General features: G+C 62.8%; 28 protein-coding genes and 2 tRNA genes. 13 read left to right on the plus strand and 17 right to left on the minus strand.

Annotation, left to right across the window (positions count from 1 at the left end; all coding sequences use genetic code 11):
• Positions 1 to 25 precede the first annotated feature (25 nt).
• The 3 genes from G566_RS0108015 to panB form a co-directional block, all read right to left on the minus strand.
• Positions 26 to 1,390, minus strand: coding sequence for a PQQ-like beta-propeller repeat protein (locus G566_RS0108015; protein ID WP_022680159.1), 1,365 nt, complete (start codon positions 1,388 to 1,390; stop codon positions 26 to 28).
• A 10-nt stretch (positions 1,391 to 1,400) separates the two neighbouring features.
• Positions 1,401 to 2,108, minus strand: coding sequence for a tetratricopeptide repeat protein (locus G566_RS0108020; RefSeq protein ID WP_029131421.1), 708 nt, complete (start codon positions 2,106 to 2,108; stop codon positions 1,401 to 1,403).
• Between the two features lie 84 nt (positions 2,109 to 2,192).
• Positions 2,193 to 3,044 (minus strand): 3-methyl-2-oxobutanoate hydroxymethyltransferase, encoded by an 852-nt coding sequence (gene panB / locus G566_RS0108025; RefSeq protein WP_022680161.1) that lies wholly within the window; start codon positions 3,042 to 3,044, stop codon positions 2,193 to 2,195.
• Positions 3,045 to 3,212: 168 nt separating this feature from the next.
• Between panB and G566_RS0108030 the strand changes: the two genes are divergently transcribed.
• A complete protein-coding gene (locus tag G566_RS0108030) occupies positions 3,213 to 4,685 on the plus strand; it encodes an MFS transporter (protein ID WP_022680162.1) in 1,473 nt (490 codons plus the stop codon).
• 21 nt (positions 4,686 to 4,706) lie between these two features.
• On the opposite strand, the gene G566_RS0108035 is transcribed toward G566_RS0108030, so the two are convergent.
• From G566_RS0108035 to G566_RS15390, 4 genes are all read right to left on the minus strand, one after another.
• The gene (locus G566_RS0108035) at positions 4,707 to 5,717 is read right to left on the minus strand and encodes an acetamidase/formamidase family protein (RefSeq protein ID WP_022680163.1); all 1,011 of its coding nucleotides are present in this window, start codon (positions 5,715 to 5,717) and stop codon (positions 4,707 to 4,709) included.
• Between the two features lie 73 nt (positions 5,718 to 5,790).
• Positions 5,791 to 6,198, minus strand: coding sequence for an EVE domain-containing protein (locus G566_RS0108040; protein ID WP_022680164.1), 408 nt, complete (start codon positions 6,196 to 6,198; stop codon positions 5,791 to 5,793).
• A 1-nt stretch (position 6,199) separates the two neighbouring features.
• Entirely contained in the window at positions 6,200 to 6,550 is a 351-nt protein-coding gene (locus G566_RS0108045) for an arsenate reductase (protein ID WP_022680165.1), read from the minus strand.
• A gap of 121 nt (positions 6,551 to 6,671) precedes the next feature.
• Positions 6,672 to 7,019 (minus strand): hypothetical protein, encoded by a 348-nt coding sequence (locus G566_RS15390; protein ID WP_156874463.1) that lies wholly within the window; start codon positions 7,017 to 7,019, stop codon positions 6,672 to 6,674.
• A 50-nt stretch (positions 7,020 to 7,069) separates the two neighbouring features.
• Here G566_RS15390 and G566_RS0108060 point away from each other — a divergent pair, with 50 nt between their 5' ends.
• Positions 7,070 to 8,569, plus strand: a complete 1,500-nt coding sequence (locus G566_RS0108060; RefSeq protein ID WP_029131423.1) for an FAD-binding domain-containing protein — start codon at positions 7,070 to 7,072, stop codon at positions 8,567 to 8,569.
• Entirely contained in the window at positions 8,566 to 9,060 is a 495-nt protein-coding gene (locus tag G566_RS0108065) for a GreA/GreB family elongation factor (protein WP_022680168.1), read from the plus strand. Before G566_RS0108060 ends, G566_RS0108065 begins: the two co-directional genes overlap by 4 nt.
• 33 nt (positions 9,061 to 9,093) lie before the next feature.
• On the opposite strand, the gene G566_RS0108070 is transcribed toward G566_RS0108065, so the two are convergent.
• The 3 genes from G566_RS0108070 to G566_RS14795 all read right to left on the minus strand — a co-directional run bounded on the left by G566_RS0108070 (position 9,094) and on the right by G566_RS14795 (position 12,576).
• A complete protein-coding gene (locus G566_RS0108070; RefSeq protein ID WP_022680169.1) occupies positions 9,094 to 9,765 on the minus strand; it encodes a helix-turn-helix domain-containing protein in 672 nt (223 codons plus the stop codon).
• Between the two features lie 472 nt (positions 9,766 to 10,237).
• Positions 10,238 to 10,555 (minus strand): hypothetical protein, encoded by a 318-nt coding sequence (locus G566_RS0108075; protein ID WP_156874464.1) that lies wholly within the window; start codon positions 10,553 to 10,555, stop codon positions 10,238 to 10,240.
• Positions 10,556 to 11,721: 1,166 nt separating this feature from the next.
• Entirely contained in the window at positions 11,722 to 12,576 is an 855-nt protein-coding gene (locus G566_RS14795; RefSeq protein ID WP_022680173.1) for a response regulator, read from the minus strand.
• A 661-nt stretch (positions 12,577 to 13,237) separates the two neighbouring features.
• On the opposite strand from G566_RS14795, the gene G566_RS0108105 reads away from it, so the two are divergent.
• From G566_RS0108105 to G566_RS0108115, 4 genes are all read left to right on the plus strand, one after another.
• Positions 13,238 to 13,624 (plus strand): hypothetical protein, encoded by a 387-nt coding sequence (locus tag G566_RS0108105; RefSeq protein ID WP_156874465.1) that lies wholly within the window; start codon positions 13,238 to 13,240, stop codon positions 13,622 to 13,624.
• A 21-nt stretch (positions 13,625 to 13,645) separates the two neighbouring features.
• Complete coding sequence (locus tag G566_RS0108110) at positions 13,646 to 13,906, plus strand: hypothetical protein (RefSeq protein WP_156874466.1); 261 nt, start codon at positions 13,646 to 13,648, stop codon at positions 13,904 to 13,906.
• 42 nt (positions 13,907 to 13,948) lie between these two features.
• The gene (locus G566_RS15080; RefSeq protein WP_156874467.1) at positions 13,949 to 14,218 is read left to right on the plus strand and encodes a helix-turn-helix domain-containing protein; all 270 of its coding nucleotides are present in this window, start codon (positions 13,949 to 13,951) and stop codon (positions 14,216 to 14,218) included.
• A gap of 105 nt (positions 14,219 to 14,323) precedes the next feature.
• Positions 14,324 to 14,683, plus strand: a complete 360-nt coding sequence (locus tag G566_RS0108115; protein ID WP_022680178.1) for a hypothetical protein — start codon at positions 14,324 to 14,326, stop codon at positions 14,681 to 14,683.
• Positions 14,684 to 14,850: 167 nt separating this feature from the next.
• On the opposite strand, the gene G566_RS13925 is transcribed toward G566_RS0108115, so the two are convergent.
• From G566_RS13925 to G566_RS0108140, 5 genes are all read right to left on the minus strand, one after another.
• Positions 14,851 to 16,161, minus strand: a complete 1,311-nt coding sequence (locus G566_RS13925) for an amino acid permease (RefSeq protein ID WP_022680179.1) — start codon at positions 16,159 to 16,161, stop codon at positions 14,851 to 14,853.
• A gap of 22 nt (positions 16,162 to 16,183) precedes the next feature.
• Positions 16,184 to 17,740: a glutamine-hydrolyzing GMP synthase gene (gene guaA, locus G566_RS0108125; protein ID WP_022680180.1), complete on the minus strand. Its 1,557-nt coding sequence runs from the start codon at positions 17,738 to 17,740 to the stop codon at positions 16,184 to 16,186.
• A 9-nt stretch (positions 17,741 to 17,749) separates the two neighbouring features.
• A complete protein-coding gene (locus G566_RS0108130) occupies positions 17,750 to 18,190 on the minus strand; it encodes an acyl-CoA thioesterase (protein WP_022680181.1) in 441 nt (146 codons plus the stop codon).
• 76 nt (positions 18,191 to 18,266) lie between these two features.
• Positions 18,267 to 18,342 (minus strand) — tRNA-Ala (locus tag G566_RS0108135).
• Positions 18,343 to 18,447: 105 nt separating this feature from the next.
• The gene (locus G566_RS0108140) at positions 18,448 to 18,768 is read right to left on the minus strand and encodes a TIGR02300 family protein (protein WP_029131427.1); all 321 of its coding nucleotides are present in this window, start codon (positions 18,766 to 18,768) and stop codon (positions 18,448 to 18,450) included.
• Positions 18,769 to 18,894: 126 nt separating this feature from the next.
• On the opposite strand from G566_RS0108140, the gene aroA reads away from it, so the two are divergent.
• On the plus strand, positions 18,895 to 20,259 hold the full coding sequence (aroA, locus tag G566_RS0108145) for a 3-phosphoshikimate 1-carboxyvinyltransferase (protein WP_022680183.1): 1,365 nt from the start codon (positions 18,895 to 18,897) through the stop codon (positions 20,257 to 20,259).
• On the opposite strand, the gene wecB is transcribed toward aroA, so the two are convergent.
• On the minus strand, positions 20,162 to 21,319 hold the full coding sequence (gene wecB, locus G566_RS15085; RefSeq protein ID WP_169522812.1) for a non-hydrolyzing UDP-N-acetylglucosamine 2-epimerase: 1,158 nt from the start codon (positions 21,317 to 21,319) through the stop codon (positions 20,162 to 20,164). The two genes, aroA and wecB, sit on opposite strands and share 98 nt — an antisense overlap.
• Before the next feature lie 134 nt (positions 21,320 to 21,453).
• Positions 21,454 to 22,686: an FAD-dependent oxidoreductase gene (locus G566_RS0108155; protein WP_084706818.1), complete on the minus strand. Its 1,233-nt coding sequence runs from the start codon at positions 22,684 to 22,686 to the stop codon at positions 21,454 to 21,456.
• Between the two features lie 147 nt (positions 22,687 to 22,833).
• Here G566_RS0108155 and cmk point away from each other — a divergent pair, with 147 nt between their 5' ends.
• The 5 genes from cmk (at position 22,834) to G566_RS0108180 (ending at position 26,973) form a co-directional block, all read left to right on the plus strand.
• Entirely contained in the window at positions 22,834 to 23,502 is a 669-nt protein-coding gene (gene cmk / locus G566_RS0108160; protein WP_022680186.1) for a (d)CMP kinase, read from the plus strand.
• A 201-nt stretch (positions 23,503 to 23,703) separates the two neighbouring features.
• Positions 23,704 to 25,434, plus strand: a complete 1,731-nt coding sequence (rpsA, locus tag G566_RS0108165; protein WP_022680187.1) for a 30S ribosomal protein S1 — start codon at positions 23,704 to 23,706, stop codon at positions 25,432 to 25,434.
• Positions 25,435 to 25,696: 262 nt separating this feature from the next.
• A complete protein-coding gene (gene ihfB, locus G566_RS0108170) occupies positions 25,697 to 25,975 on the plus strand; it encodes an integration host factor subunit beta (protein ID WP_022680188.1) in 279 nt (92 codons plus the stop codon).
• Positions 25,976 to 26,012: 37 nt separating this feature from the next.
• Positions 26,013 to 26,099: transfer RNA gene (locus G566_RS0108175), tRNA-Leu, on the plus strand.
• 73 nt (positions 26,100 to 26,172) lie between these two features.
• Positions 26,173 to 26,973: an arginase family protein gene (locus G566_RS0108180; protein ID WP_022680189.1), complete on the plus strand. Its 801-nt coding sequence runs from the start codon at positions 26,173 to 26,175 to the stop codon at positions 26,971 to 26,973.
• Positions 26,974 to 26,976: the final 3 nt, after the last annotated feature.

Here is a 26,976-nt window from a genome sequence, read left to right on the forward strand (position 1 = left end):
CGCGCGCTTTAGCAGCGCGCGGCCATTAACGATAGGCTGTCAGCGAACCATCGTCGGTGAGCATGTACATCATGCCGCCTGCCACCACCGGCGGCAGATAGGCTTCGGCCTTCAGCTTGATGCTGGCCACGCGATTGCCTTCATAGGCATCAAGCGCCACCAGTTCGCGGTTGGAACTGGCCACCCACAGCCGTTCGCTGGCCAGAACCGGCCCGGCCCACAGGATCGGCCCCTTCTGCGTGCCCGGCTTGCCGTTCTTGCCCGGCTTGTCCTTCTTGAAGCGGGCGAGCCGGCTGACCCAGCGCAACTTGCCTTCGCTGCGGGTGATGCACAGCACTTCGCCATCCACCGTGACGAGATAGAGGAACTCACCGGCAGCCCACGGCGTCCACACACCAGCAAAATTGCGTTCCCACACGCGCTGGCCCGTCGCCAGTTCCAGCGCGACCATGCGGCCACCATGGCCCACGGCAAACACCCGGCCACGATCGATCACCGGCGAACCATCGATATCGGCCAGCGCCGCCATTGCGGTCGATCGGCCGGTCCGAGCCAACTGGTCTTCCCAAACGGTGCGGCCGGTTTCACCGCGCAGCGCCTTCAGTTCACCCGAGCAGAAACCCGCCACGACCGTATCCAGCGACACCGCCGGCGCGCCCGTGCCCAGGATGCAGGCCGGCTCCACCGTGCCGGGCACCGTCCAGCTGATCTCGCCGGTGGCACCGTCGAGCGCGTGCAGCTGATTGTCCTGGCTCAGGAAAAACACCCGCGGGCCCGAAACACTGGGCGCACCGCGCAGCGGCTGCACCAGCGGGCGTTCCCACACTTGCTTGCCGGTTTCGGCGTCATAGGCCAGCGCCAGACCATAGCCGGTGGCAACATAGACCCGGCCATCGCCATAGGCGACACCGCCGCCAAAGGCCGCGCGGCTGCCGCGCTTGGGAATCTTCACGGTGACGCGCCACGCCACGGCGCCGGATTTGGCATCAAAGGCGCTGACCTGGCCGCCGACATCAACGGTGAAAACCTTGCCGGCGCCCACCACCGGCGCGGCGTTCAGGCGCGCGGTGCCGCTGCTTCCCTTGCCGATGCTGGCGCTCCACGCCTGCGTTGGCTGTTCGGCCAGCACGAGGTGGCCGCCAACTTTCGCGGCCGAACCGCCCGGCTGGGCCCATTCCGCATTGGCTTCCGGCGGCGGCAGCACGATGGCCAGATCCTTCAGCTCGGTCTCCGCTTCCACGCGGGTTTCAAAGCTGAGGATCGGAATACGCTCCCCGATCGTCGGCGTGCGGGACCTGCCACCACCCTTCTTGAAAACGCCGCAACTGGCCAGCGCGAGGCTGGCCATGGCCACGATGGCGACGGTGCGGACTGTGCTGCGGTTGTTCACCTGTTATCCCTCATTTCGCCGGCTGGGTGTTGATGCCCAGCGTCGCGATATCCACCCCGGCGGCAATCGCCAGCTGCGCCGCGCGGCTGCGCAAGGACGGGCTCAGCAATTCATCCTTGGCCAAGGCGATCAGGATCGGCTTGGCCAGTTCCGGCTTGCCATCCTTGAAATGGGCCACCGCCACCAGTTCACCGGCCACGCCGAACCAGGCATTGCCCGGCACCGCCAGCGGCTTCAGCTTTGCCACCACCTCGGCCGGGCGCATCTGATCAAAACCAACGCGCACCGCCTTCACCAGCGCGGCATCGCGCAGCGGCTGCGGCAACGCGCTATCGTTTGCCACGGCGTCATACAGGCCGCGGGCCTTGGGCTTGTCACCGCCAGCCAGCGCATCATTGGCCAGTACCATGCGGGCCAACCCCGAATAGGCACCGGGGCCATCGCGGGTCATCGCTTCCAGCACCGGGCGGGCACGGGCGCCATCGCCCACTTCCAGTTGCTCGATGGCGCGGGTCAGCGCGGCACCGGCTTCGCCAGCGGCCTTTTCCTGCCTGTCCTGCCAGAACAGCCAGCCGGCAAGGCCAGCCAGCGCCAGGATCAGCGCGGCAATGGCCAGCGTGCCAAACCGCTTCCACAGGTTCGCGAGCTGCGAGCGGCGATATTCCTCGTCCACTTCACGCAGAAAGGCATCTTCGGGATTGGCAGGCGTGTTGGCCAAGGTCGTCAAGCTCCTCAAGCGTGGGAATGGCATCGCCACTCTTGCCGGGGCGTGAATGCCCGACAGCGCATCAAAGGTAAAGACTTACCGATAGAGCTGCGCATCACCCGGAAAACGCCGTTCCCGCACGGAGCCGGCATAGCGCGCCGCCGCATCGGAAATCCGCGCGGCCAGATCGTCGAAACGTTCAACGAAGCGCGGCACGCGTTCGAACATGCCCAACATGTCGTCCACCACCAGCACCTGGCCATCGCAGGTGGGCGACGCGCCGATGCCGATGGTTGGGCAGGCCACGGCCTGCGTGATGGCGACCGCCAGCGGCTCCACCACACCTTCAACCACCAGCGCAAAGCAGCCGGCCTCGGCCACGGCCTTGGCATCATCCAGGATCTTGGCCGCTTCAGCTTCGCTGCGCCCGCGCGCGCCATAGCCGCCCAGCGCATTGACCGCCTGCGGGGTGAGGCCGACATGCGCCATCACCGGGATGCCGCGTTCACTAAGGAACTTAACCGTGGGCGCCATCACCGCGCCGCCTTCCAGCTTCACCGCCGCCGCACCGGTTTCCTGCATCACACGCGCCGCCGTGCGGAAGGCGGCCTGCGGGCTTTCTTCATAGGAACCGAAAGGCAGATCAATCACCACCACGCTGCGATAGGAACCACGAACAACTGCGGCGCCGTGCGCGATCATCATGTCGAGCGACACTTTCACCGTCGTATCGAGGCCATAGATCACCTGCCCCAGCGAATCGCCGACCAGCAGCAGATCGCAATGCGGATCGAGCAGCTGCGCCATGCGCGCGGTGTAAGCGGTGAGCATCACGATCGGCTCACCGCCCTTGCGCTTCTGGATGGCCGGCACTGTAAGGCGGCGCACGGGCTCCGGCACCGGGTGGGCGCGGCTTGTTGCGGTGTCCAGCGTGAAGGTGGTGCTCATGGCCGGGCCTTTACCCCCCCGGCCCCTGCACATCAACCAGACTGCTTGGCCGCCGACCGTACGATCCGATCGCCTTGGCAGCGCACAGGCTGAAGGCGGCGGTCAGACCGGCTTTACAGGCCGCCCTTCCCCGCTGATAGTGCAGCACAAAGTGGCCAACGCCGGCGCATGATCGGCAACGCCAAGGGGACGATCAGCATGGCAGCAGCTGCAGCCGAACATTCCGACAAGCCGGGCCTGGGGACGCGCATCGCCTATGGCTTTGGCGCCGGTGCCTATGGCGTCAAGGATGGTGGCTTCAGCTATTTCCTGCTGCTGTTCTACAGTCAGGTGATCGGGGTGGATGCGCGGCTGGTGGGCCTGGCCATCACCATCGCGCTGGTGATCGATGCGGTTGCCGATCCGGTCATCGGTTATTGGTCGGATAATCTGCGCTCGCGCTGGGGGCGGCGGCACCCGTTCCTCTATGCTTCGGCGCTGCCCACCGCTGCGACCTATTTCCTGATCTGGGATCCGCCAGCCGGCTGGTCGCAGACTTCGCTGTTCTGGTATCTTCTGGGGCTGGCCACGCTGATCCGCATCAGCATCAGTTTCTATGAAATTCCCAGCACCGCGCTCGGGCCAGAACTGGCGCGCAGCTATGATGAACGCAGCGCGCTGTTCGGCTGGCGGCTGTTCTTTGCCTGGGTGATCGGCAGCATCATGACGGTGGCGAATTTCACCCTGATCTTCCCGGCCTTTGTCACAGCGGCTATCCCCAACGGCCAGTTCAACCGCGATTCCTATCAGCTCTATGGCCTGATCGCTTCGGCGTTGATCTTCGTGGCGATCATTGTCTCCGCGCTGGGCACGCACAGCCACATCAAGCATCTGCGCGCTGCCCCGGCCCAGCGCGCGCTGGGCCTGAAGGCGATCTTCGGCGAGATTTTCGAAACCATCGCCAATCGCGATTTCTCCGCGCTGTTCATGGCGGCGCTGTTCGGCGCCATCGCCACCGGCATCTCGGCTTCGCTCAGCTTCTATTTCTCAGCCTATTTCTGGGGTTTCAGTTCCGAACAGATCGGGCTGATCACCATGAGCGTGTTCCTTTCTGCCGCCATCGGCGGGGCCATGTCACCCGTTGTCAGCCGCACGCTGGGAAAGCAGCGCGGAGCGGTGGTGATCGGTCTGTTGGCCGGTATCGTGCTGCCGCTGCCGATCATCCTGCGGCTGTTCGGGCTGCTGCCGCCCAACGGCGATCCGGCGATCTTCTGGATCGTGTTCTTCGTCACCATGATCGATGTTGGCCTGATCATCTGTTTCCAAGCGCTCACGGCCTCGATGCTGGCCGATCTCGTCGAACAGGCTGAAGTGCGCACCGGCCGGCGCAACGAGGGCATTTTCTTTGCCGCCAACACCTTCATCCGCAAGGCCGTGCAGGGCCTGGGCGTGATGGCCGCCAGCTTCGTGCTGACCCTGGCGCAATTCCCCAAAGGCGCCAATCCAAGCCAGGTTCCCGAGTCCAGCCTGTGGCAGCTGGGCGCGACCTATGTGCCGGCGATCTGGCTGGTGTGGGCGCTGATGATCTTCGCCGTGTCGCGCTATCGCCTCAGCCGTGCCGGGCACGAAGCCAATCTGGCCACGTTGGCAGAACGGGGCTAGCGCGCCCCATATCGGCGCCCGCTATCGGGCGACAAACACCGATTTGGGCAGCACGACATGCACGCCCTTGTTGCGGTCCACCAGTTCGGTGATCTCCACGTCGCCCGAAACGCTGATCAGCATATAGGCATCATCACGGCTCATGCCTTTGGCGGTCACCAGGAAATCGATCATGTTGCGCACCGCCTTGCGGGTGGCGTTGCTCAGATCATCATCGAAACCCATCGCGATATAGGCGGTGGGCGTTTCAGCGCGCGGATAAGGGGTGGCGGTCTTCTTGTGCAGGATGAATTCGAACGTGCCGATCAGCGAGGTTTCCAGCGCCGTGATCGTCACTTCGCCATTGCCCTGCGCGGCATGGCCATCGCCGGCCTGGAACAATGCGCCGGGCACATAGACCGGCAGGAACAAGGTAGTGCCGGCGACCAGCAACTTATCATCCATATTGCCGCCGTTGATGCCGGGCGGGGCGGAGTCCACCCGGCCGAAGGTGGCGGGCGGCGCCACACCCATGCTGCCAAAGAACGGCGCCAGCTTCACCTCGATACCCGGGCCGAATTTGCCGACCATGCGCTCGCGGTCCAGGGGCACGATCTTGATGCGGGAATAAGGGAAATCGTCGGTGAGGAAACCGGCGCCGTACCGGAACGACGTGTAGCTGTAGGGGATGGCCAGATCGATCTTCCTGATCCGCACTTCCAGCGTGTCGCCGGGTTCGGCGCCTTCGATGGCGATCGGCCCGGTGAGGATATGCCCGCCGGGCCCGCGCGCGGAGAGCGGCACGCCGTCGAACACGGCGCGCAATTCCGGTTCGATATCGTGCGGTGCAACCCCGGCCCGTTCCAGGCCAATGGGGCTGTTGGTGAGCAGCGTGTGCATCACCACCGTGTCACCCGATCTGATGGTCAGCACCGGCTTGTTGGCGGCATCATAATGGCCCCACGCCACGGTTTGCGGGGTGGGCTTCAAATGGTGGGTGGCGGCAAAAGCGGGGCCGGCAAGCACGAGAGCGGCGAGAAGAGGCAGGCGCATGGCGGTTTCCTTTGGCAGACCGCGCCACCCTTGCCCGCCGCGCCGCGCCGCGCAAGCGGGCAAACGGACTGGCTCAGGCGCCGGCCATCTCCATCACCACGTCCCACTCATCATCGCTGATCGGCACAACGGAAAGACGGAACTGGCGGAACATCGCCATGCCGGCCAGCCGCGGTTCAGCCTTCATTTCGGCGAGCGTGATGGGGCGCGGCATCGGCGCTTTCGGGCCGACCAGCACGGCCGGGAAACGGCCCTTGGGGTCGCTGGGATCGATGAAATGCTCGCCCACCACCTGCGCGATGCCAACGATGCACAGGCCTTCGTTCGAATGGTAGAAGAACAGCTCGTCGCCGATCTTCATAGACCTGAGGTAGATCGCGGCCTGATTGTTGCGCACGCCGTCCCACGCGGTCTGGCCGTCCTTGTTCAGCTGGTCCCAGCTGTATTTGAACGGTTCGGATTTCACCAGCCAGCGCGCCATCTCACTTCTCCAAAACGGCGGACCAGGCATCCGGCTTGAATCCGATCAGGGCAACGCCCTCCCCTTCAACGATCGGCCGCTTGATCATAGACGGATTGGCCAGCATCAGCGCCATCGCCTTGCCCGCATCCAGACCCTGCTTGTCCGCATCGGGCAGCGCTTTGAACGTGGTGCCGGCACGGTTGAGCACCGCTTCCCACCCCCAGCGCGCCACCCAGCGGGCGAGCGCATCGGAAGGCACGCCGGCCTTTTTGTAATCATGAAAATCATGCGCCACGCCGGCAGCCGTCAGGAAGGTGCGCGCCTTCTTCACCGTGTCGCAGTTCGGAATGCCGTACAGTTGCAGCGCCATCGCCCGCCTCCTTTGCCCGGCGCCTCCATGCCAAGTCACAGGCCCGCTGCCAAGCCGGCGCGCATCAGGTCGCAGGCGTTGGGTGGATTCCGAAGCTGTCAATCAATCAGGGAACTGATGATCATATTGGCTGTGATAGGCTTCGCAAGGAACGGATATGGGTAAAAGTCTCCTGCTGTTGCTGTTCGGTGTGCCAATACCGATCATCATCATCCTGTATTTCGTGTTTTTCCGTTGAGAAGAAATCGCTCACCATGTCGGCGAAGAAGAACGCGCCCGGGTTGGACTGTTTGCGCAGGCCAAGAAGGGCGGCCTTGATCTCGCTGCGTTGGGTGCGCAGATGGCGGTGGAAAAGACCCGCCTGACCGCCGATTACAAGGCCAATGGCCTGCCCATGCCGGATGCCACCACATTGTTTGCCACCAGCATCGGCCAGCTCCAGCCGGCCTGAACGAAACGCATGCGACACGCCGCCCGGCGCAAACCCGGAACAAAGCGGCTACACCGGCGCGCATGTAGATTGTCTGGTTCAAGCGCGACCTGCGGGTGCATGATCATGCGCCGCTCGCCGCTGCCTGCGCCAGCGGGCGGGCGGTGCTGCCGCTGTATATCGTCGAGCCGGAATTGTGGGCGCAGCCCGATGCCAGCGGGCGGCAGTTCGCGTTTCTCGTTGAAAGCTTGACCGATCTGGACCGCAGCCTCGCCGCCCGCAGTGGCCGGCTGGTGGTGCGGGTGGGTGATGCCGTGCAGATCCTGCACGATCTGCATGCAGCGCACGGCATTTCCGGCATCCACGCCCATCAGGAAACCGGCAATCTGTGGAGCTTTGCGCGCGACAAGGCGGTGCGGCGCTGGGCACGGGGTGCCGGCGTGCCCATGCATGAAGCGCAGCAGCACGGCGTGTGGCGGGTGCTGAACAACCGCAACGGTTGGGCGGCGCGGTGGGAGGCGATGATGCGTGAACCCCGACTGCCGGCACCGCAGGCGATCCCTATGGCCGATGTCGCCAGCGAGACCTTGCCGGAAGCGGCAGCGCTTGGCCTGGCGCCAGACCCCTGCCCCGGCCGCCAGCGCGGCGGGCGGCGCGCGGGACTGGCCTTGCTGAGGAGCTTTCTGAGCGAACGCGGCCGGCCGTATCGGGCGGCCATGTCTGCGCCCGACAGCGGGGCGGATCATTGTTCTCGCCTGTCACCCCATCTGGCGCTGGGCGCGCTTTCGATGCGCGAAGTGCTGCACGCCGCCGCCGCCGCACGGCTCCGTTTGAAAGACGCTGGCGACACGCGCTTCACGGGTTCCATCGACAGTTTCATCAGCCGGCTGCACTGGCATTGCCACTTCATCCAGAAACTGGAAGACGCGCCGTGGCTGGAACAGCACTGCCTGCACCCGGCCTATGCCGCCCTGCCCGCCCATGATGCCGCGCAGCTGGCGGCGTGGGCGGAGGGGCGCACCGGCTGGCCGTTCGTCGATGCCTGCATGCGCAGCCTTGCTGCCACCGGCTGGCTGAATTTCCGGATGCGGGCGATGGTGATGGCGGTGGCGAGCTATCACCTGCGGCTGGATTGGCGGCACAGCGGCGCGGCGCTGGCGCGGCTGTTCACCGATTATGAGCCGGGCATCCATTGGCCGCAGGTGCAGATGCAATCAGGCACCACAGGCACCAATATCCCGCGCATCTATAACCCGGTGAAACAGGGCCATGATCAGGATCCAGATGGGGACTTCATCCGGCGCTGGCTTCCGGAACTCGCGCACTTGCCGACGCCCCTTGTGCACGAGCCTTGGCTGGCCCCAGACGATAGGGTGATGCGCCCCGCATACCCTGCGCCGCTGGTTGATCATGAACAGGCGGCGCGCGATGCCAAGGCCGCCATCACCGCCATCCGCCGCGATCCCGCGCACGGGGGCCCGGCCCGCGCCATCGTGGCCAAACACGGCAGCCGCAGGGCCGGCTTGCCAGACACCGCCCGCCGCCGCAAAACTGCAGCCGTGAACAACCAGGGCCAACTTGATCTGTGACCACAGAGGGCAACCCGATCACGCCCGCCGGCATGGCGGCCCTGCGCGCCCGTTACGAGCAATTGCTCCACACGGACCGGCCCGCCATTGTGGAGGTGGTGCGTTGGGCCGCTGGCAATGGCGATCGCAGCGAGAACGGCGATTATATCTATGGCCGCAAGAAGCTGCGTGAGATTGACCGGGAGCTGGGCCATCTCGCCAAGCGCATGGCGGCCGCCCGGGTGGTCGATCCCGCCCGCCAGACCGAGCGGGATCGCGTGCTGTTCGGCTGCACGGTGGAGATCGCCGATGACGACGACAATCGCCGCACGCTCACGCTGGTGGGCGATGACGAGCAGGATGCAGGCCTTGGCCTGATTGGCTGGAGCGCCCCCATCGTGCGCGCACTGCGGGGTGCACGCGTGGGTGATGTGCGCAGCGTTCGGTTGCCCGGCGGCGAGAAGAACTGGGAAGTGCTGGCTATCCTGTGGCCAGCTGGACATCCCGGCTGACCATCTCCCCTGCCATCTCAGCCGCCGCAACCGTCATCGGCCGGGACGACTGATCACGGCAGAGTTCAGAATGGCCCCGAGTTGCGCTTCGTCAAACCCAAGACCGGTCAGAACAGACGTGGCGCAATCGCGAGGAACGCCATAGCCACCCTTGAGCACCGATATCTCGACATCCACGCCATGAGCCCTGAACAGGTTGCGCAAGCGGCAGACGTAGACTTTGACGATCTGCGGTGACTCGGTTCCCAGCGCCTTACGGAAATCATCGTTTGAAACGATCCGGCCGTGATTGGCGAGCAGCGTGGTCAAGACCACCAGCGGTGCCATGCTGAGATCCGGCAGCCGTGATTTGAAAATCTGCAAGAGATCGACGTCGAAATCCATGTGCTCGTAACGACGCCATGTCCGCTTGTCGCTCTTGTCGGATTTGCCCGACGGCGAGCGCGCACGCCAATCCGTGCCGGTCTCGTCATGCGGTTCCTGCGCGTCCCTCATCGCCTGAGTTGGCCACAGGAGCTCGCCGTTTGCTGGCGTTTCGCGGGCCTGTGCCACAAGGGCGCGACAGGTCCGGAGCAACGTTTCAGCTTGCAGGATCATCGATTGCAGCGCGCCAGCCGGATCGGCGAAATCAATCACTTCGACGGCCCGGCGTTCGGGAATGGCAGTCCGCACGCCATCCAACATGCTATCTACCTTCTCCGTCATACCGTTATCCTTGTCGCCTGGCGCGGTGCGGCAGGCTGCTGTTGATGTTGAACGCGACTGACCAAAGCCCTTATGGCGACACCCGATTTGGACGGCTCGCCATGACCCGAGAATAGGATGTTAAGTTCATCAAATTGCCGCCAACCCCGTTCACGATGATTGACCTCACGACAAGCATCATTACTTCCGATACCGGAACATTTACGTTTGTGTGCGCCGGCGCAATTCAACAAGCCAATCAGGCACGAGACGGCTTTATATGCTCCAATAATCCTATCCTGCTTCACTCGGATGCAGGATTTTCATCGTGAACTGAAAGATACGCAGATAAAAGGCGGATATTGATTATGATCCGAAATGAATAAATTATTCATTTCCTCAAACCTCTATCATCTATCCGCACCAGAGCTGCTCATTGAAATATATTGTAACTTTTTTCCAATGAAAAATATTGATTCATTAGAATTATTTTTCATAAATATTCAACAAGCTCGGCTTTTTCTGATGATCGCTGAGAATGCTCACGATTATTTTTCATTTCATCATCAATGTTTTTCGCCCTGAGCAATCGCGATATGAACAAAACCCCCAATTTATCTCGATCGTAGCCAGTGGTTTTTTCATTTGTCGCATAATGTTGCAACGCAATCTGGGTGACGAGCAAAGACACGAGCCAAACGGGCACAAGAATTACCCATAAGGACATATCCGACAACAGCAGGACCGCCAGGATCGCTACCGCGGCCATGGCGAACACCCTATTGGCTTGTCGTTCCCGTTGTTTGCGCATCGAATTAACCTCTGTGTGCGGAGTTATCGCAGTTTTTTAGCCGGGTCGGCAAAACGCTTCACATCCACAAGCGAACGAATTTGTTTGATCAGGCAGCATGATCGCGGGGCTCCCCGTCTCTGCCGCCCACGGTCCGCCAGGCGCAAACTTTCACCGCTACCGTTGGATTTGGCGCGCCTGATTGGCCCCGCCTTCCCCGCCGACGCCATTCTCGAACAGATCATCGTGGCAGTGATGGCCGATTGAACCCTGTCGGCGGGTGGGAGGAGGCTTCGCTGATCGCGCGCTAAGCTCTTGATCTCGAAGTCAGGATATCGGCAGCGCACGGCCTGACGGCCAGCCAGGTTTTGCGGGCCGCCCTTCCTCGGCCGCTCAGCCCAGAATGAATTCGGCAATATCGGCCTTGTCCGCGAACCCCATCCTCCGCACCCGTTTGTCGACAGCGTCCGCGATGACTGTGATGAGGCGCAAACTGCTCAACCCGTTAAGCAATGTATAAGATCCGCGATTGGACAGATCGCTTACGCTCATCGCCTGTTTTATGCTGAGCGAACCCGTTTTATTGATGAGCAACAGCAATTTGGCGTCAAGTCAAAATGCGCCCAGCCCAACGCGAGTCCATGACGTGTCGTTCCATATCAAGCGAATGCATGATGAAAATGTCAGATGATGGCTGCGCATCATCTGTTTTTTAAGGATCTTTTTCAGCAGACCAGTGGCCCGTGGTGAACAGAGTAACTTATGAACAATATGGTATTTATACTGATATCCATTAAGAATTTCACAAGTTCATGGGCTTCTGGGTGAACCACGCAGTCATTCGGTTTAAACAGGGTTCGCTTCTGGATGTGATAGTCTTGGCGATGAAGCGCGATTCCGATGCGGCGAGGTAAACCACACCGTTTGGAGACGGTCCGGTCATCGAAACGTTCATGAATGAGACGCCCTCTCAACACGATCTGTAACCAACAAACTGTGAGTGGCACGGAAAGCCGCAAAATGCTGGCCTGTTTTGCCACAGGATCGGCGACAATCAGCAACGATGGACATGGGTTTATACGCTGCTGGCAGCCGCGTGTGCGCATGGCCTTGCGCAAAGGCTGCTTCAGCGATGCCGTGACAGGCCTTGTCGCACGCGGTCGGGCGGCACAATGGCCCGTTTGCGTTTACAGGTCTGCCAGATCGGCAATATAGCTCTTGAGCGCCCGTTCGACGGTTGGCTCGATGGCCAGGAAATGGCGCCGGCCATCACTTTCATCCGGGACACGCATCAACACGCCATCGTCCACCATGCGCGTGATCAAGCGCAGCGCAGTGGTGGTCGCCACCCCAGCGACAATGCAGGCGCTCGAAACGGCAACTTTGCGATCTTCCAGCGAGGCCAGAATCAGATCAAGCAGGATGTTCCAGGCCGGGTCGCCCAACGCCTTGCCGCCAATCGCCATCGCCCGGGTGGATTCTGCACGGATCAGCTTCCGGAGCAGGGCTGCGTCTGGATTGGTCCGCATGGACGCGGGGACATCCACCGGAGCCGCCGCATGACCAGCCTGATTCTGCAGCAGGCTGCCGAGCAGGCGGATTTCGCCGGTCAGGGTTGAAAGCTTGTCGTCCACGGACTCCGTGCGCGCGGCCTTCGCCCGCATCTCCCGGATCAACGCGAGCGGGACATCGAGGGCCGCCATCGCAAACGGCTTGATCAGCAGGTCCACCGCCGACGCCCGCAGCGCCTCGATTGCCAGTTCCACCGTCGGATCGGCCGTTGTCAGGATGAAGCGCGGCCACCCCTCACCCAGGGATGAAGGGCGCAACGCCACCATCTTCATCAGGGCAATCGCGCCGCCGCCGTTCAGGCCGCCATCAACGATCACTGTCGAAATGGCCGGATCGGCCAGTTCATCAGCAGCCTGCGCATAGGCGTGAGCGATCACAACCGCATATCCCAGATTTTCGAGGTGATTCTGGCACGCCTTCGCAAATGCGAAATCGCTATCGGCGATCAGGATCTTGTGCGTTTGACCCATTTTCAACTCTTTGCGGCCGTTGTTTACGGTAGTTATTTTTTATAATCCGAAAATAAACGATCGAATTACAAATACTTTTTCCATTGTTTGCAGGTGTAGTGGTGGCCGTTATCGGCCCAAACTGCAAAAAGATGCAATACCGGATATATATTCATCCATTTCTGACGAGAAATCCGATTTCGGTCTTATAAGTATTTTCACGCAGATAGATCATAGATCAATTATTCATTAAAAACAGACACTTGCAGGATTATACGGTTACATCCGGAATCCGCACCAACTTGATTTGCCGCTGGTTGGTGGATGCCGCTACGTTTTCAGCACTCCGAAAGGAGGTCTGCCGGATGGCGTTGGCCTGCAGGTTGAATGGCGGCGCATTCGTTCCGTTGGCGACCAGGGGGGTGAGCCGCCGGAGATGCGCGTCCACTGCGCGCATCTCCCGGAATGTCCAGCAGACGAGACGCCACGGTTGGGGTTGGTTGCGCCCCATCCCACTTGATGCGCAACGGCCCACGGGTCCTGCCGTGGCGTCTCCCCGCTCTCACGACATCGCCGGGGAAGCGCACAGGATGCCGGCGATCTCTTGCAAAATAGATTGGTTACATTCTTGCAAGGTTCGCCTAGCCTCTGCATATCAAGTTAACATGTGTAGTGGGGGTTAATGGCACTTCTGCCCCTCTTATTCGGCCAATCAAGATCCCGCCGCTTCACGTCGGCCGCCGCGGCCGCCGACGCCCTGTCATCAACGATACCCAGCCTGCAGATGTTCGATTTGCCCGGCCCGGTGATCCCCGCCTTCGCCCACGCGGATCTGGTCTGCGGTGGCGTCAAGGTCGCAACCAATTCGGTGACTCCGTGTCAGGCCACGGTAACGGATACGCAGGGCTGGCACGTCATGGTTTCCGTTGCGGGCCGATCGGAAACCCTGTGCGATGGTAAGCAGTTCAATCTGCTCCCCGGCCAGAACATGATCACCTTGCCAAACCTGCCGCGCACCAGCGAACGAACCACCGGCAGCGCCTTCGTTGCCGCCTTTGATATTGACTAACTCATGAAACGACAGATGGCCATGAGCGGCACCGACCGCATCGTGCATTTGCCTGACGACCGGCCCACGAAAATCCCTTTCGGCTTTCAACCCGCCCTCTGGCGGACATTCACCCATATCTGCAAGATCATTGACGCCTGCGGCGAGGATGTCGCGCTCGCAGCCCGCCTGGGCGTCGATGATGTCCTGTATCGATGGGTGGCGACGACCCTGCTCGAAGGCGAAGACACGGCAGAAACGCAGCATGTTCCACGAGGCCGCGTTGATTTCGTGTGTGATTAAATCCGCGCCACCATCGATGTGCGCCCCTTGACGTTGACCGAGATGGAAAACGCAAGCGCACTTTCGGCACGATCACTGCAATATAGTTTCATGAGACGGTTCGGCTGTTCACCCATGCAATGGCAGCAACGTGAACGCATGATCAGGGTGCGGGAACGGCTGTTTCTCCTGCCTCCCGATGCCACTATTACCGAATTGGCCTATGAAATGGGTTTTTCAACACTCAGCGCATTGACAACATTATACAAACGGCATTTCGGAGAAACACCGATCCAAACCATCGCATCGGCGCGATTTCAGCGAATTGCGTGAATTTGAAGGCTGAGTGCGTTTTTTGGTCTGCACTTTCTTACGCTTTTGGTTCATGGCTAGTCTACGCCATCCCCCCCAGATGTGCTGTCGTTTTGGAGAAATGTCTTGAAGTGGCAGGTCGTCACTCTGCATCCCTGTGAAAATTTCAGGCTGGCAATCGATGAGAAACTTTTTCAACTGGGCTATCAGACAATTGCCTTGCCGCGCGTTGAGGACCTGATTGCCGCCGGCCGTCGTGATGACCATTGCATCCTGCTGTTTGATATGTTCGATGATGAAGCGTGGGTCTTCGTGAAATCGGCGTTGCAGCATTGGTTGCCAAACGCCGTCACGCTTCCTGTCAACGCCATGAATTTTACAGAACGCGATGCAACGAAGATCGACACCTATTGCGACATGATCGCGTTGTCGAAAAAATTGTTCGTTGTACATTCTTCAGTCGTTGGCGAAGCCGCCTACGCTTGAGCCATACGGCACCGGTTTCCCGCTGCCGCACCCTTTCTGCCTTCACCCCAAAATTGCTCGCCTGATCCTGTCACGCAGAATCGATCAGTTTGAATGCCGGGAATCTGGCAAAGTGAAGTCCGGAAATCTTTTCTAGCAAACAGGTTGGCGCTGGAAATCCGCTCGGATCAGCGGCGCTTGCGCGTGGCCGCCGCGGCGATCAGCACGAGGCCGAGGAAACCCATGCTGGCCCAGAATTGCGGTGCCAGATCGGGGGTGAGCGCCATTGCCGCTAACACGCCCAGCATGGCCGCAACCGCCACAAACCGCCCCCAGCGCAGGAAGCCGCCGCCAATACCCATCCGGATCGCCGCGACAACCACCAGCGAGTAGACGAACACCATGGTGGCGCCGGATGCATTGACCAGGAACGCAAACACCAGCGACGGCGACAGCACGGAAGCGAACACGCAGGCCAGGCCCACCAACGTGCAGGCGATGATGGAACGAGCCGGCACACCGCGGCTGTCCACCGCCACGCTCCAGCGCGGCGCATCGCCATTGGCGGCCAGCGTGAACAGCGCCCGGCTGGCGACATAGATGGACGAGTTGAGGCAGGACAGCACGGCAACCAGCACCAGCAGGTTCATCAACAGCGCCGTGCCCGGTACACCGATCACATCCAGCGCGGCGGCAAAGGGTGATTGGCCAGCCACGATGCTGCGCCAGGGCACGATGCAGACAATCAGGCTGATGGCGCCGATGTAGAAGACGCTGATGCGCAGGATCAGCGTGCTGGCCATCTTGGCGACCATATCGCCCGAATCCTCGGCTTCGGCGGCGGCCACAGTGACTATCTCGGCGCCCACCAGGGCAAAGATCACCGTGGTGACGCCAGCAATCACTGCGCCCCAGCCCATCGGCGCCAGCCCACCATCGTTGGTGAGATTGGCAATGCCGGTGGAGGCCGGCGATCCGAACAGGAACACGCTGCAGATGATGATGAACAGCGCGATGGCCACCACCTTGATGGTGGAGAACCAGAATTCGAACTCGCCGAAACTGCGCGCCGAAAGCAGATTGGAACCGGCCATCAGCAAGGTGAGCACGGTGCCAATCAGCCACACGGGCAGATCAACCCAAAGCGCGACGATACCGGCCCCGGCGATTGCCTCGATGCCGATCACCACCGCCCAGAAATACCAATAGAGCCAACCAGCGGTGAAACCGGCCCAGCGGCCCAGCCCGGCACGGGCATATTCGGTGAAGGTGCCGGCATGCGGCACCGCCACGGCCAGCGCCGCGATCACCCGCATCACGATCAGCACGATGGCACCAGCCAGCGCATAGCTGATCACCACGGCCGGACCGATCGAGGCGATGGCGGCACTGCTGCCGACGAACAGGCCGGCGCCGATGACGCCGCCCAGCGTGATCATGGTGACATGCCGGCGCTTCAATGTGCGCGCCAGTGCCGGGGTCGTATCCGCTTCGCTCATTCCCGCCCCCGTTTTGCCGGCCTCATTCCCACTCGATGGTGCCGGGCGGCTTTGACGTATAGTCGTAAACCACGCGGTTGATACCCTTCACCTCGTTGACGATGCGGGTGGCAGCGCGCGTGAGGAAGCTGGCCTCGAAGGGATAGACATCGGCGGTCATGCCATCCACGCTGGTGACAGCGCGCAGGCCGCAGACCCGATCATAGGTGCGGCCATCACCCATCACACCGACGGTGCGTACCGGCAGCAGCACGGCAAAGGCCTGCCAGATCTCGTCATACAGGCCCGCCTTGCGGATCTCGTCGAGATACACCGCATCGGCCTTGCGCAGCGTGTCGCAGGCTTCCTTGGTCACTTCGCCGGGGATGCGGATGGCAAGGCCGGGGCCGGGGAACGGGTGGCGGCCGACAAACGCCGGCGGCAGGCCGAGCTCGACACCAAGGCGGCGAACTTCGTCCTTGAACAGTTCGCGCAGCGGCTCAACCAGCTTCATGTTCATGCGTTCCGGCAGGCCGCCGACATTGTGGTGGCTCTTGATCGTCACGCTGGGGCCGCCAGTGAAGGAGACGCTCTCGATCACGTCGGGATAGAGGGTGCCTTGGGCCAAGAAATCAGCGCCGCCGATCTTCTTGGCTTCGGCCTCGAACACCTCGATGAAGGTCTTGCCGATAAACTTACGCTTGGCTTCCGGATCGGTGACGCCGGCAAGGCCACCGAGGAACAATTCCCCGGCTTCGACGTGCACCAGCGGGATGTGATAATGTTCACGGAACAGGGTGACGACCTGTTCGGCTTCGCCCAGCCGCATCAGGCCATGATCGACGAACACGCAAGTGAGCTGATCGCCGATCGCTTCGTGAATCAGCACGGCGGCCACAGCAGAATCGACCCCGCCTGACAGACCGCAGATCACCTTGGCCGATCCCACCTGCTCGCGGATTTCGGCGATCTTGGATGCACGGAAGCCGGCCATCGACCAGTTCGGCGTGATACCGCAGACATTGACGACGAAGTTCTTCAATAGCGCGCCGCCATCGGGCGTGTGCACCACTTCGGGGTGGAACTGCACGCCGTAACGGCGGGCTTCGTCGTTGGCGATGGCAGCGAACGGCGCGCCGGCGCTCACCGCCACGGCGCGGAAGCCGGGGGGGATCGCCTCGATGCGGTCGCCGTGGCTCATCCACACGGTCGGGCGGTCACCCTTGGCCCACACGCCGGCAAAGAAGGCGCAATCGTCGACAATGTCGATTTCGGCGCGGCCGAACTCGCGGTGATCGGAGGCGACAACGGCGCCGCCCAACTGGTAGCAGAGCGACTGTTCACCGTAACAGATGCCAAGCAGCGGCACGTCGGCGGCCAGCACGACATCCGGGATGCGCGGACCGTTTTCATCGCTGATATTGGCCGGGCTGCCCGACAGGATGACGCCCTTGGGCTGCATCCGTGTGTATGCTTCGCCGCCTTTGGCGAAGGGCACGATCTCGCAATAAACGCCCACTTCGCGGATGCGCCGGGCGATGAGCTGCGTCACCTGGCTGCCGAAATCGAGGATGAGGATCGAGTCGTCTGGCGTGTGCATCGCGGGCGCTTAGGGCGTGGCGGCGTTTGGCGCAACCACCAGCGGCAACAGCACCTGCCGCCATGCATCGGGCAGCGGCGCGGGCCGGCGCGTCTCCCTGTCGACATAGACGTGGACGAAATGGCCTTCCGCGGCCGGCGCTTCATGGCCGGCGGTGAACAGGCCCACCTCCCAACGCACGCTGCTGTTGCCGAGTTTGGCGATGCGCAGGCCGGCCTGCACGATTTCGGGGAAGGCGACGGAGCGATTGTACCGGCAGCCGGTTTCCACCACCAGGCCGATGGGGTTGCCATGGTGGATGTCGAGCAGGCCCTGCTCGATCAGCCAGGCGTTCACCACGGTATCGAACCAGCTATAATAGACCACGTTGTTGACGTGGCCATAGGCATCATTGTCCATCCAGCGGGTGGGGATCAGGCGGTGGACGCGATAATCGGATCGGCTGTTCATGGCGATGCGCCTTGCCAGCGATTCGCCTGAAAAGCAAAAACCCCGGCCATCTCTGGCCGGGGTTTTTAGGTTGGGATGGTGGAGCCTAACGGGATCGAACCGTTGACCTCTACAATGCCATCGTAGCGCTCTCCCAGCTGAGCTAAGGCCCCACATCCCAATGTGGTCGTTGCTGTTACCAGCAACGCCGGGAGCGGCCGGTTAGGCGATGTTTCGCGGCCTTGCAAGCCCGAAATTCGCAAAGCCGGCCGATATCCTCAATTCTCGTCGTGCGTGCCTTCCGAGACGACACCCAGATCATCATCATCACCCAGATCGACATCGGCATCAGCTTCGCCGGCTTCCACGTCGGCGTCCTCGATGTCCAGATCCTCATCCACGGCCACCACGGCGTCTTCCTCGGCCGCCTGCGGCTTGGTGGCTTCAAACGGCGTCGTCTGCTTGGACTTCAGGACCGGTTCCGGCGCCCAGCCAAAGCCGCAGGAAATGCAGGTCACCGGGTCTTCCTTGCCCAGATCATAGAATCGGGTGTTGCATTTCGGGCAGGCACGCTTGGTGCCCCATTCAGCCTTGACCATATCGTCTCCGTGATCGTCCCGGCCGTGGGTCCAGCCGGGCAAACGCAATCGAGCCGGGGCAGCACAGCCATCCCGGAAAGACCGGCGCATTGCCACAGCCGGCAAGCCCTGTCAAAGCGCCGCGTCATGAATCACGTCGCCGGAAAACCCGCCCCGCTCTGCCTTGCCGCTTCAGGCCCGCTCAAGGGCGATGTGACGGTGCCGGGCGACAAGTCGATCAGCCACCGCTCGCTGATGCTCGGCGCGCTGGCGGTGGGCGAAACCCGCATCACAGGTTTGCTTGAGGGCGAGGATGTGCTGGCCACTGCCGCGGCGATGCGGGCGATGGGGGCCGATATCGAGCGCACTGGTACCGGCGAATGGCGCGTTCACGGCGTCGGCGTTGGCGGGCTGTTGCAGCCGGCGACCGCGCTCGACATGGGCAACAGCGGCACCTCCACGCGGCTTTTGATGGGCCTGGTCGCCTCCCACCCGATCACCGCGACGTTCATCGGCGATGCCAGCCTGTCGGGTCGGCCGATGGGGCGGGTGATCACGCCACTGTCCCTGATGGGCGCCACCATCGCCGCCACGCCAGGGCCGGGACGGCAGACCCTGCCCCTCACGCTCACCGGTGCCTGCCCGGCGATTCCGCTCCGCTACACGCTGCCGGTCGCCTCGGCGCAGGTGAAATCGGCGGTGCTGCTGGCTGGCCTCAACACGCCGGGCGAGACGGTGGTGATCGAACCCATCCCCACCCGTGATCACAGCGAGCGCATGCTGGCCGGATTCGGTGCCCAGCTTTCGGTCACCGAATCGCCGGAGGGCCGCATCATCACCATCCGCGGCGAGGCCGAACTCAAACCGCAGACCATTCAGGTGCCAGGCGATCCGTCGTCAGCCGCCTTCCCGATGGTCGCCGCGCTGATCGTGCCGGGTAGCGACATCATCATTCGCAATGTTGGCCTGAACCCCACACGCGCCGGGTTGGTAAGAGTGCTGCAGGCGATGGGCGGGCGCATTGATCTGTTGAACGAACGCACCGTTGGCGGCGAACCGGTCGCCGATCTCCACGTCCGCCACAGTGCGCTCACTGGCATCGACGTGCCGCCTGACGGCGCGCCCAGCATGATTGATGAATATCCGGTGCTGTTCGTCGCCGCCGCCTTTGCGAAGGGGCGCACGGTAATGCGCGGGATCGAAGAACTGCGGGTGAAGGAATCCGACCGGATCGCGGTGATGGCGCAGGGGCTACAGGCCTGCGGTGTGCAGTGCGAGGAGCTTGAAGACGGCCTGATCGTCGAAGGCCGTGACGGCGATCTCGTCCCCGGCGGCGCTACCATCGCGGCACGGCTCGATCACCGCATCGCGATGAGCTTCGCCGTGCTGGGCCTGAACGCGGCCCGGCCGGTGGTCATTGATGATGCCCGGCCGATCGCAACGAGCTTTCCAACGTTCGTGGCAATGATGGAGCAGCTTGGCTGCAGGCTTCTCCCAACAGCAGATCATTGATGGCGCGGGCAGCACCGCCGCTTCCATAAGGCAAGGATGGTTCTGCCATCGTTGCCCGCAACGCGTAATCGGCCAGAACACGCTGCGCCGCTGCCACGATTACCGCCGGATCACGCCCCACCAGCGCGGCATTGCCGCTGAACAGCCCCTCGCGCCGCTCCGTGGTGTCGCGCAGCACCAGGCAGGGCAGACCGATGGCCGGTGCCTCTTCCTGCACCCCACCCGAATCGGTCAGCACAAGGCGACGCTGTCCCATCAGAGCGACGAACCCGGCATAGGGCAGCGGCGGCAGCAGGTGAACGCTGGGATGGCCGCCCAGAGCGGCACGCAGCGGGCCTGAAACCGCCGGGCTGGGATGCACCGGCAGGATGATCTCTGCTTCGCCCGCCAATTCGGCCAGCGCGTCCAGCAACCCGCCCAGCACGTGACCCTGGTTCTCGCGACGATGGATGGTCGCCAGCACCCACGGCCTCCCACGTGGGATGCCGGCCAGCGGCGCCACCGCCGCCCCTGCCAGTGCTACATCGCCGGCCAGCCGCGCCTTCATCAATAACAGCGCATCGATGCCGCTGTTGCCGGTGACGTGCACGCCATCGCACACACCCTCTGCGGCCAGCGCCGCTGCTGCTGCCGCTCTGGGTGCCAGGTGCAACTGCGCCATTTGCGCAACCAGCTTGCGGTGCATTTCCTCTGGGTGCGGATCGTGCGTTCCCGTCCGCAAGCCCGCTTCGACATGCGCCAGCCGCGCCCCGGCATAGCGGGCCGCCAAGGCACCGGCGAGCGTCGAACTCGTGTCGCCCTGCACCACGACCCACGCCGGCCGCGTTTCCCGCACCACGTCCGCCAGCGCAGGCACCAGCCGCCCCACCACTGTATCTGGCGAGGCCGCCATCACACCCAGATCATGATCCGCCTGCAGCCCGAACCCGGCCAAGGCTTCATCAAACATCTCACGATGCTGCCCGGTCGCTACCAGCAAGGGGCAGTGCCCACGCGTCTGCAGATCAAGCAGCAACGGTGCCAGCTTCACCGCCTCCGGCTGCGTACCCGCGATAAACATGACTGGAAACGATGCAGAACCCGGGCCGCCAGCAGACATCATTCGCCCCCGCGAAGTGACTGACCCTGAAAGTCATTCTGCGTGAACTAGGTCTGTCTGGCAACTGCCGGGCTTACGGTCGCGCCGCATCGTGTTCAGAACTTTTCATCCTTCACGCGGAACAGCGCTTCCAGCGCCGGATCGGTTGGCCGGCCCAGCACGCGTTCAGCGATATACTCGCCCACCACCGGGCCATGCTTGAAGCCGTGGCCGGAACCGCCGCCGGCGATCCAGACATTGTCCCAGCCCGGGTGGCGCTGGATCATGAAATGCTCGTCCACGCTGTTTTCCAGCTGGCACACCCGGGTCTCGATGATCGGCTGGTCCTTCAGCCCCGGGAAGCGGCGGGCGATGTAATCGCGCGACCGGCGCACCTGGAACGGTGTGACGATGCGATCATCATTGTCAGGGTCCATGATCGTGTCGCCGCCAACCGGGCAGACCTTGATGCCCTTGCCGTCAACATTGGGGAAACCATAGTGGCTGGCTTCCGAAAACACCGGCAGGTTCGGGCAGGAATAACGGTCATCGCCGGCCGGTGCGCCAAAGAAATAAACCTCGCGGCGCGGCGTCTGCAGCTTGTTGCCCAACAGATCAGGGAACAACCGGCCCAGCCACGGCCCGCAGGCAAACACATATTTCGCGCCGCTCACCGTCTCGCCGCCCTGCAGCGCCAGATTGGCCATGGCGCCGCCACTGGCCTGCCCGGGCTGGGCGCGGCCCGACACCAGTTGCACGCCCTTGCGCGCGGCCGCTTCGGCCACGGCCAGGCAGGCCCGATGTGCGCGCACGATCAGGGCGCCGGGTTCATACAGGCCAACCATGTTCTCGCCCGGCTCCATCTGCGGCCAGCGCCGGCGCATGTCGGCCGCCGTCATCAGTTCGTGATCAACCTTCAGCCGAGTGAACACATCGCGCGAGCCGCGCAGGCCGGCATTGAGATCGGTCGCCAGTTGCAACCGCCCGGCTTGGGAGAGCAGCGGCAACCCGAACTCGCGCTCCCGCTCCCGCCACAGTTCCATCCCGCGCAACACCCAGCGCGAATAGACTTCACGATCGCCATAGCCCACCCGGATCTGCCGGGTTTCCCCGCCCGACGTCGCCCGCGCATTGCCCGGCCCATAAGCATCAACCAGCGTGACCGTATGGCCCATCTCGCGCAGCCGCAGCGCCGTCCACCCACCGAACGCGCCGGCGCCGATCACCACCACATCCGCCGGCTTCGCCGTGCGCTGCCACTTCAGCGCCGATTGTGCTGAAGCGGTCGAACCAGCCACGCCACTGGCCGCTGCCAAGCCTGCCGCCTTCAGAAATGTGCGACGCTCCATGTGTCCCCCCGTTTATGGCGCGTCCGGTCTTGATGGCCGTGATCAACTGCCTGTAAGCAAAGCCTAGGTCTGCGCCCCGGCCCCGTCAATTGCGCGCCGCCCTGCCCGCCACTTGCCCACCTGCGACCGGCCCGCTAACGCCAACCGGTGATCACCACCCCTTCCCTCGTCATCGCCGTTGATGGCCCGGCTGCCAGCGGCAAGGGCACCATCGCCAAGGCGCTGGCCCGGCATTACGGCCTGCCGTTCATGGATACCGGCAAATTGTATCGCGCCTGCGGGCTGGCGGTGCGGCTGACGGGGCATGATCCGTACGATGCCGATGCGGCTGCACAGGCAGCACGACAACTTGATCCGGCGCTGCTGGATGATCCTGATCTGATGAGCGCGCTGAACAGTGATTATGCCTCGATCGTTTCCAGTCATCCGGCAGTGCGGGCGGTGCTGTTCGATGTGCAGCGCAGCTTTGCCAAGCAATCCGGTGGGGCGGTGCTGGATGGGCGGGATATCGGCACGGTGATCGCGCCCGATGCCATGGCCAAATTGTTCGTGACGGCGGCGCCCGAAGTGCGCGCCCAGCGCCGCCATGCCGAACAGGCCGGGCGCGCCAAAGAAACTGGGGGCAGCGATCAGACGCTGGCCGATGTGCTGGCTGACATCCATGCGCGTGATGCCCGCGATTCCGGGCGCTCTGCCGCGCCCTTGGTGCAGGCCAGTGATGCTGCCTTGCTTGATACCAGTAATCTCAGTATAGCCGCCGCCGTCGCTGCAGCGATTGCCTTGGTTGAAAAGGCACGCGCACAGCACAGCCGGTAAGGGGTTATCGGCGTCCCGGCAGGGTTTTCCCTGTGCGGGCGCTTGGTTTTTTTCCGGTTTCTCTTGAGCGGCTGGCATGGTGCCACCGCGACGGCGATGAACGGCGGGCAATGGTGCCTTGTCGAGGGGTTTCGTGGGTATAGGCGGCTTTTGCCGTCCATCCTTGCCCGCGCCGGCCCAAATGAAGGTGAATGATACTCTATGGCTACTTCTGCCCAGCCGACCCGTGATGATTTTGCGGCTCTGCTTGATGCCTCGCTCGGTGAGAACCAGAGCTTTGAAGGCCGTGTTGTCCGCGGTGTTGTGACCGCGCTTGAAAATGAATTTGTCGTCATCGATGTCGGCCTGAAGAGCGAGGGCCGCGTGCCCCTGCGCGAATTCGCCGGCCTGGATGGCAAGACCGACCTGAAGGTTGGTGATGAAGTCGAGGTGTTCGTCGACCGCGTGGAAAACTCGCAGGGTGAAGCCATGCTGTCCCGCGATCGCGCTCGCCGCGAAGCCAGCTGGGATGCGCTGGAAACCAAGTTCGCTGCTGGCGAGCGCGTCGAAGGCGTGATCTTCGGCCGCGTCAAGGGCGGCTTCACCGTCGATCTCAGCGGCGCCGTGGCCTTCCTGCCCGGCTCGCAGGTGGATATCCGCCCGGTGCGCGATGTCACCCCGCTGATGAACCTGCCGCAGCCCTTCCAGGTGCTGAAGATGGACCGCAAGCGCGGCAACATCGTGGTGTCGCGCCGCTCGATCCTTGAAGAATCGCGCGCAGAAGCCCGCACCGGCCTGATCAGCAGCCTTGCCGAAGGCCAGATCGTTGACGGCACCGTGAAGAACATCACCGATTATGGTGCGTTCGTGGATCTGGGCGGCATCGACGGCCTGCTGCACGTGACCGACATGAGCTACAAGCGCGTCAACCACCCGTCCGAAGTGCTGAACATCGGCGACGTGCTGCGCGTGCAGATCGTGCGCATCAACCGCGACACCCAGCGCATCAGCCTGGGCATGAAGCAGCTGGAAGCCGATCCGTGGACCACTGCTGCTGCCAAGTACGCCGTGGACACCAAGCACAAGGGCCGCGTGACCAACATCACCGAGTATGGCGCCTTCGTGGAACTGGAAGCCGGCATCGAAGGTCTGGTGCACGTTTCGGAAATGTCGTGGGTCAAGAAGAACGTCCACCCCGGCAAGATCGTTTCGACCAGCCAGGAAGTGGAAGTCATCGTTCTCGAAGTGGACGAGGAAAAGCGCCGCATCAGCCTTGGCCTCAAGCAGGCCCAGCGCAATCCGTGGGAAGTGTTCGCTGAAACCAACCCGGTCGGCACGATCGTGGAAGGCGAAGTCAAGAACGCAACGGAATTCGGCCTGTTCATCGGTCTCGACGGCGACGTCGACGGCATGGTGCACATGAGCGACATCGCCTGGGGCATGACCGGCGAAGGCGCCCTGGCGCGCCACCACAAGGGCGAGCGTGTTTCGGCCCGCGTGCTGGAAGTGGACATCGAGAAGGAACGCATCAGCCTGGGCATCAAGCAGCTTGATGAACAGGGCGGCACGGGCGCGGCCACTGGCACCCGCAACACCAGCGGCGGCGATTGGAAGAAGAACGACATCGTCACGGTGACCGTGGTTGCCGCCCGCGATGGCGGTCTGGATGTCAAGATCGGCGAAGATGGCCCGGATTGCTACATCAAGCGCAACGATCTGAGCCGCGACCGCGAAGACCAGAAGGCCGAGCGCTTCCAGCCCGGCCAGAAGGTCGATGCCATGGTGGTTGGCTTCGAAAAGGGCCGCAAGCCGATGCTGAGCATCAAGGCGCTGCAGATCACCGAGGAAAAGGAAGCCGTGGCCCAATACGGCACCTCCGATTCGGGTGCGACGCTGGGCAACATCCTGGGCGCTGCCTTCAACAAGGCCCGCGAAGAATCCGAAAAGAACTGATCGCGCTTTTTCCAAAAAGCCGTGAAATCCGAAAAGAACTGATCGCGCTTTTTCCAAAAAGCCATGAAACGCTCCCCGGCAGAACATCTGCCGGGGCGTTTTTCGTTGGTGCGGCGCCGCCACGCGGCCTCAGCCCGGAGATTGTGGCACGATGGTTGCGTTTTTTTGACAGGCGCGCCTTGACCATCCCTGCCAATGCAATAGAATTACTTTGATTTTTGGGGGGTATGCGCCGGGGTGGCGCCAAATGAGGTAGGCCAAGATGATCAGGTCTGAACTGGTTGCCATCGTCGCCGAACAGAACCCGCATCTGACCATCAAGGATGTCGAGCGCATCGTCGCCACCATCTTTGACGAGATCACTGATGCCTTGGCCCAGGGCCGACGCGTTGAACTGCGTGGCTTCGGTGCCTTTTCCACCCGCGCCCGCGATCCGCGCACCGGCCGCAATCCGCGCACCGGCGCCGCCGTGAAGGTGGATGCGAAGAAGGTGCCCTATTTCAAGCCCGGCAAGGAATTACGCGAACGCCTCAACGGCTGATCGTCGGCCCCGCCAGGCCGGACGACCGGTCTGACAAGCGGGCGTGGCGGAACCGGTAGACGCAGCGGACTTAAAATCCGCTTTCCCAACGGAAGTGCGGGTTCGAGTCCCGCCGCCCGCACCACATTTTCTGGCCGCCAGCGCAGGGCCGCCCCCAACCCCCTGCTCTGGCGGCGATTTTTTGAGCGAACTTCACAATGCCGCCCACCATCAGCCTGATCGGCATCCCCACCGACCAGCACAGCAGCTTCCTGCGCGGGCCGGCCGGGGCCCCGGCGGCGATCCGGGCTGCGCTGGCCAGTGAGCACGGCAACAGCGGCACCGAACGCGGCACCGAGATCGGGCTGGATTTTGCGCTGGCGGATCGCGGCGACGTCGCGATCGCTGAAGATGCCGGCGATGATGAGCGTATCCGCGCTGCCATCGCCGCCTGCCCCGGGCAACTGATTGCGCTGGGCGGTGATCACGCCATCAGTTTCCCGGTGGTCGAAACACTGGCCCGCCGCCACGGCGCCTTCGACATATTGCACTTCGATGCCCACCCTGACCTCTATGACGAGCTCGATGGCAATCGCCGCTCCCACGCCTCACCGTTTGCGCGCATCATGGAAGGCGGCCATGCCCGCCGACTGGTGCAGGTCGGCATCCGCACGCTCAATCGCCACTGCCGCGAACAGGCGGCGCGGTTCGGCGTGGAGATCATCGAAGCCCGGCATTTCCGCGACGATTGGCGACCGCGATTCGACCGGCCACTCTATGTGTCCATCGATATCGACGCGCTCGATCCAGCCTTTGCGCCGGGCGTATCACACCATGAACCGGGAGGGCTCACCGTCCGCCAGATCGTCAACATCCTGCTTGATCTCGACACCCCGATCATCGGCGGCGACGTGGTGGAACTGAACCCGACACGCGATATCAATGGCATGACCGCAGTGGTCGCGGCCAAGCTGGTGAAGGAACTGGCCGCCGCCATGGCCGCAACTGCAGCGGCCTGACAG

Origin of the sequence: Sandarakinorhabdus limnophila DSM 17366, assembly GCF_000420765.1 — a bacterium.
GTDB classification, from domain to species: domain Bacteria; phylum Pseudomonadota; class Alphaproteobacteria; order Sphingomonadales; family Sphingomonadaceae; genus Sandarakinorhabdus; species Sandarakinorhabdus limnophila.